Source organism: Luteipulveratus flavus (assembly GCF_029439465.1).
GTDB lineage: Bacteria > Actinomycetota > Actinomycetes > Actinomycetales > Dermatophilaceae > Luteipulveratus > Luteipulveratus flavus.
Genome location: NZ_JAROAV010000049.1, coordinates 1 through 4,576, shown reverse-complemented (window position 1 = coordinate 4,576; position 4,576 = coordinate 1). Strand labels below are relative to the sequence as shown.

The 4,576-nt window shown below is 67.5% G+C and carries 6 protein-coding genes; 2 read left to right on the top strand and 4 right to left on the bottom strand.

The features are described 5' to 3' along the window. On the top strand, window positions 1-554 hold a 554-nt coding region (locus P4R38_RS17745), incomplete at its 5' end, for a hypothetical protein (protein WP_277193326.1). A 312-nt stretch (window positions 555-866) separates the two neighbouring features. Next, a complete protein-coding gene (locus P4R38_RS17740) occupies window positions 867-1,427 on the top strand; it encodes a tyrosine-type recombinase/integrase (protein ID WP_277193325.1) in 561 nt (186 codons plus the stop codon). A gap of 343 nt (window positions 1,428-1,770) precedes the next feature. On the opposite strand, the gene P4R38_RS17735 is transcribed toward P4R38_RS17740, so the two are convergent. From P4R38_RS17735 to P4R38_RS17720, 4 genes are all read right to left on the bottom strand, one after another. Further along, window positions 1,771-2,484: a hypothetical protein gene (locus P4R38_RS17735; protein WP_277193324.1), complete on the bottom strand. Its 714-nt coding sequence runs from the start codon at window positions 2,482-2,484 to the stop codon at window positions 1,771-1,773. A 6-nt stretch (window positions 2,485-2,490) separates the two neighbouring features. Then, window positions 2,491-3,153 (bottom strand): DUF4145 domain-containing protein, encoded by a 663-nt coding sequence (locus P4R38_RS17730; protein WP_277193323.1) that lies wholly within the window; start codon window positions 3,151-3,153, stop codon window positions 2,491-2,493. Window positions 3,154-3,299: 146 nt separating this feature from the next. Beyond that, the gene (locus P4R38_RS17725; RefSeq protein ID WP_277193322.1) at window positions 3,300-4,175 is read right to left on the bottom strand and encodes a hypothetical protein; all 876 of its coding nucleotides are present in this window, start codon (window positions 4,173-4,175) and stop codon (window positions 3,300-3,302) included. A 71-nt stretch (window positions 4,176-4,246) separates the two neighbouring features. Next, window positions 4,247-4,576, bottom strand: a 330-nt coding sequence (locus P4R38_RS17720; RefSeq protein WP_277193321.1) for a hypothetical protein, incomplete at its 5' end; no start/stop codon positions are given.

Here is a 4,576-nt window from a genome sequence, read left to right as displayed (position 1 = left end):
GCCGGGACGCCCTGCGCGCTGGACAGGTCGCCAAGGACCGCGCGATCACCGAGCAGTGGTGGCGGCTCGCTGGGCACGTCGCGGACGAGTGGACGGCCGAGGCGGTCGCGACCTGCCGGGACGCCCTGCGCGCTGGACAGGTCGCCAAGGACCGCGCGATCACCGAGCAGTGGTGGCTGCTCGCTGGGCACGTCGCGGACGACGACGTCGTGTCCGGGGAGCAGGACAAGCGGAAGCGCACGACGGAGTCGATCCTTGCCCGGCTGGCCGAGGCGGGCGACGACGGCCTGTCGTGGTCGAGCCTGCGGGTCGCGCACCGCCGAGCCCGCGAGACGTTCGACGCCCTGCTGGGCACGGTCGAGCGTCCCGGCCCGCTGGTGGAGAGCGGACAGGTGCGGCTGGACGAGACGACCGGTCGCGGCGCGGGCGGCGTGCGCGTCTACGCCGGTGAAGCCCAGGACGTCCTAGGCGTCCTGGCGTTCGAGGGTGGGGACCAGGAGGGACGGGCGGGGCTGGCCGGGGAGTGTCAAGCAGTGTCAGATAGCGCGAACTAGCGGCCCGAGAGCTCGAGGCCGGCCACGAGTTCCCGTGTCTCCCATCGAAACTGAGCGGCTTCCTCAACCCCGTTGTGCCCCAACGGGGTTGAGGTTCGGCCCCCGTCGGGGCACGACCGGCGACCAGCAGCGAGGTCGTGCGGCTGGCTGTCGACGTCGACCTTCCGCCTTGTCGGAAGCCTGACGGTTCTCCCCGTGCGCGCGCGGCCCGCGTGATCTTCGAATGAACCCGCTTTGCCGGTTCGACGCGCCAACTGGCGCGAGAAGAGCCCGCTTCCGCGTGGAAGCGGGACAGAACGGAGAGGAACCGTCATGACACACCCACCCACCAACAAGGGCGCAACGTTCGCCCCGACCGTGCTGACCCCCGTGCAAGTCAGCGCGGTCCTCGCCGCCTGCAGCACGCGCTCCAGCAGCGGCGTCCGGCTGCGCGGCCTGATCGCGGCGATGTACGGCGCTGGCCTACGCGTGCAGGAGGCGCTGGACCTGCGCCCCGCTGACCTGGACGTGACCGGCTGTCAGGTGACGGTGCGAGCAGGCAAGGGCGGCCGACGCCGCGTTGTCAGCATCGACCCGCAGTCGTGCGCGCTGCTGAGCACGTGGCTGGAGCGACGCCGCGCTCTGGGGTTGACCGGCCGATACCCGGTCTTCGCCGCCTACTCGGCTGGCGTTGTGGGCACGCCCCTGGATCAGCGCTACGTGCGTCGTGCTCTCGCCAAGGCAGCAGTGCGGGCAGGCATCGAGCAGCGCGTCCACCCTCACGCGCTGCGACACAGCCACGCAGCGCGCCCCGCCAAGGGCGGGCGAATCGACTTGGTTAGCAAGCAACTTGGGCGCGCGCGCCTGGACACGACGCAGACGTACCTGAGCTAGATCAGCGCCCACGACCTCGTCAACTACGTTGACTCGCTTGGGGATTGGCTGGTGGCGTCGTGACCTCCATAGACGTCAGCGACCCCCTTCGCCCTGGCGCACGCGCTGGACGCGCTGCCTGAGGGCACGTCGCTGCGCGTCGTGGTCGCAGGGGAGATGTTCTCCGTCATGACGTGCCCTGGTGGCGTGTACCTGCCTGGCGACCTGGCGGTCAGCACGCTCGACCTCGTGGAGGGAGGCGTGACCAGCGTGGAGGTCAGCTAGGCCGACTGCGCCTAAACGTCGAACAGACACAACGCCCCTCGCAGCTCGAAGCGCGAGGGGCGTTGTCGTACAACGAGGTTCAGGGTTGGTACTTGTCTGCAAGAGGGACGACCCCTTCGATGCGCTCGGGAGGCGGGTCCCACCCATTCCTGTCCGTCACCGTTCTGATGATGTCCCGAGCCTCCTTATGCAGTGCGGCGAGGGTGTCCTCGCGATGTCCCGTTTGGCGGACGAGCCTGACGTTCTTGGTCAGAGCGAACACCCACTTGTGGAAGTTCCGGTCGATCTCGATCGTTTCGTCAGCCGTCAACGGACGACCGAGTTGATGCTGCTTCTTCTTCCCGTTCTCAGCAGCCTCTCGCATGAGCAGCAGCCCGGCCGCGTGGTCCGCGACGAGCCACCTATCGAATCCCTGCCACTGCAGCCGGTCGACCAGAAGCGTCGCGCGAATCCGCAACTGTGTGAGGAGAGCGCCGACATCGGTCGTCGGGTCAGTTGGATCAACGCTCTGCAGGGACGCGACCGCCACGATGTACTCGTCCCACGCCAGGGACGTTGCTGCGTCCCTGGCGTCTTTCACCGCCTGTGCCGCTATGTCGTTCGCGTCCCTCGCGTGCGCGTTCGCTTCGCGTGCAAGGCTGTTTGCCTGATCGGCCTTGCCGTTCGCTACTTCCGCGTGGCTGTTCGCCTTGTCGGCTCTGGCGTTCGCGGCGTGCGCGGCTGCTGCTGCCCAGATCGCCACCACGACGGCAGCGAACGTGAACACCAGCATCAGGACGTCCTGCGTCTCCATGACGTTCTAGGCCCCGCTCTTCGCTGCCTTCTTCGCTGCCCGCGCTTTCCTACGCTGATCCAGCCGGTAGGGCGATTGGTAGACCTCGTCAAGAACCTCCGACATCAGCGCAATGATCTCCTCCGCCTCTTCCTTGTCGACGGGGTCAACGAAGTCGCCGTGCGCCATGTCGTTGCCGAAGTGTCGGATCTCGTGGGCCTGATCCCTGGTGTGCTCGCGAATGTGCTTCGCGGTCTCTAGGGCGTCGATCTTCTTCTCCAACGTGCCCGACGTCTGGCCCTTGGCTTTCGCCGTCGCCTCGATCACAGCACGAGCCAGCGCTCCGACAGCGCGATACGCGCCGACGGATAAGCACAGCGTCGCTTCTTGTGCTGCTGTAGCAATGTGCTCTGGCACCCCATCCCGGTACTCCGTCTCGTCCGTGTAGCGCGGAACCCACGATGGTTCGTCCCAGGCGGCGTTCTCGGCGTTGGTCGGGTCACGCTGAACTGTTACCGCTCGGATGCCGTCGTTGGGTTCGGAGGCGATGTTGAGTCGCCCGCAGTTGGGGCACTTGTAGGCCGCCTCCTGCAGGTAGCCGAAGTCGCTTGGGTGCTTCACGAGATGCAGTCCCGAGGCTGCTGGCATGTAGGCCAATCGGCCACATCGACCACACGTTGTCTGCGCCATGACGGGGAGCGTACGACGTACGACCGATACCCGTCACGAGTTCGGCGCCGGTCCACTGGGCTCGCTCGGACTCCAGCCGAGCGCGCCTGCCTGCGCTGATCGACAATGCCCCTCGCGCTTCGAGCTGCGAGGGGCGTTGTGCTGCATCAGGGCTGGTCGTCGTCCACGATCTCCGCGTCGACCACCTCGTCACCGCCGGTCTGCTGACCCTTGCCTGGCAGCAACTCCTTGGGTGGGTGCGCCTCGCAGATCTCCACGACCGTGTTCTGCACCATCTCGATGTGCGTGTCTGTGGCGTCTCCTTGCGAGATTCCAAGCGTCTCCCGGACGTCGGAGGTGATCGCGGCAACCGAGCCGGTCGCGCAGGCCGTCACCGCCAGCACGGTCACAAGCCCGGCTCCGATCGCCTTGATCCGCGCGAGGCCACTGGTTGCCGACAGCGTCAGGATCTTGCCCGTGGCCTTCTCGGTGGCAGCCACCGCGTGCTCCACGCCGAAGGTGTCCACCTTGCCCAGGAGCCACAACACGTGCTTGAGATCAGCAGCGATCTGGTCGCGCACGGTCGTCGGGAGGGTGTCGTCTTGCTGGACGTGATGCAGCATCGTTTCGACGGCAGTGTGCAAGACCTCTGCGCGGCGTGCCCGTGGCGCTGCGTCGGGGCCACGGCGCTCTTCGAGGTAGTCCGCCAGGCTGGCGAGCATGTCCAAGGGCTCCGGCGCCACGAAGGCCGAGGCCGATGCGGCCCAGTCATTCCGGGGTCGCGCGAGCGCGTCCCACCATGTCGGGAGGTACTTCGCATATCGCTCCTGCGTGCCCCTGGGAAGGGGGAGCAGGCTCGCCTCGACCTCGCCGAACAGCGTGAGCACTTCTGCGTGGTAGACGGCGAACTCACGCGAAGGCACTTCGCATCCCGCGACCTTCTGCCAGGCGTGATACGGCGTCTCGCTGGTGGTCGAGACGCGCTGACTGATCTGCGCCATGATGTCGTGCAGCGCGCGTGCGGCAGAAGCCGGTGGTGTCATGGAGAGCCCCCTCAAACGTGATCTTGCGCTGAGGGTACGACGCCCAGCAGACACATATAACGGGCCAGGGTCTAGCCCGCCCCGTGGTCGAACCACTCGCCGGTCCGGGGCTGCCACTCAACCTCGATGCGCTCCAACAGTTGTTCGCGGGTGCGCCGCCCCGGTCGCCCCTTCCGCACCCGGACGCGACGGATCAGCCCGTCGAGCACGACGCGCCGCCCCGCGTCGTCTACCGCCCGGTCCCACGCCTCTCTGAACGTGCTGTCGCCTTCCTGCTGCACGTACGTGACCGTGGGGGCCTGCCGCCGCTTCTCGTCGCGGAGGTCGAGCAGGCGGCTTTGCTGCTGCGACGAGGGCGTCGGCGCGAGCGGGGGAGCGCGGTCGTGGAGTTCATCGTGCTC

Coding starts and splice junctions, on each gene's coding strand:
- P4R38_RS17740 (WP_277193325.1), top strand. CDS start 867: ATGACACACCCACCCACCAACAAGGGCGCAACGTTCGCCCCGACCGTG.
- P4R38_RS17735 (WP_277193324.1), bottom strand. CDS start 2,484: ATGGAGACGCAGGACGTCCTGATGCTGGTGTTCACGTTCGCTGCCGTC.
- P4R38_RS17730 (WP_277193323.1), bottom strand. CDS start 3,153: ATGGCGCAGACAACGTGTGGTCGATGTGGCCGATTGGCCTACATGCCA.
- P4R38_RS17725 (WP_277193322.1), bottom strand. CDS start 4,175: ATGACACCACCGGCTTCTGCCGCACGCGCGCTGCACGACATCATGGCG.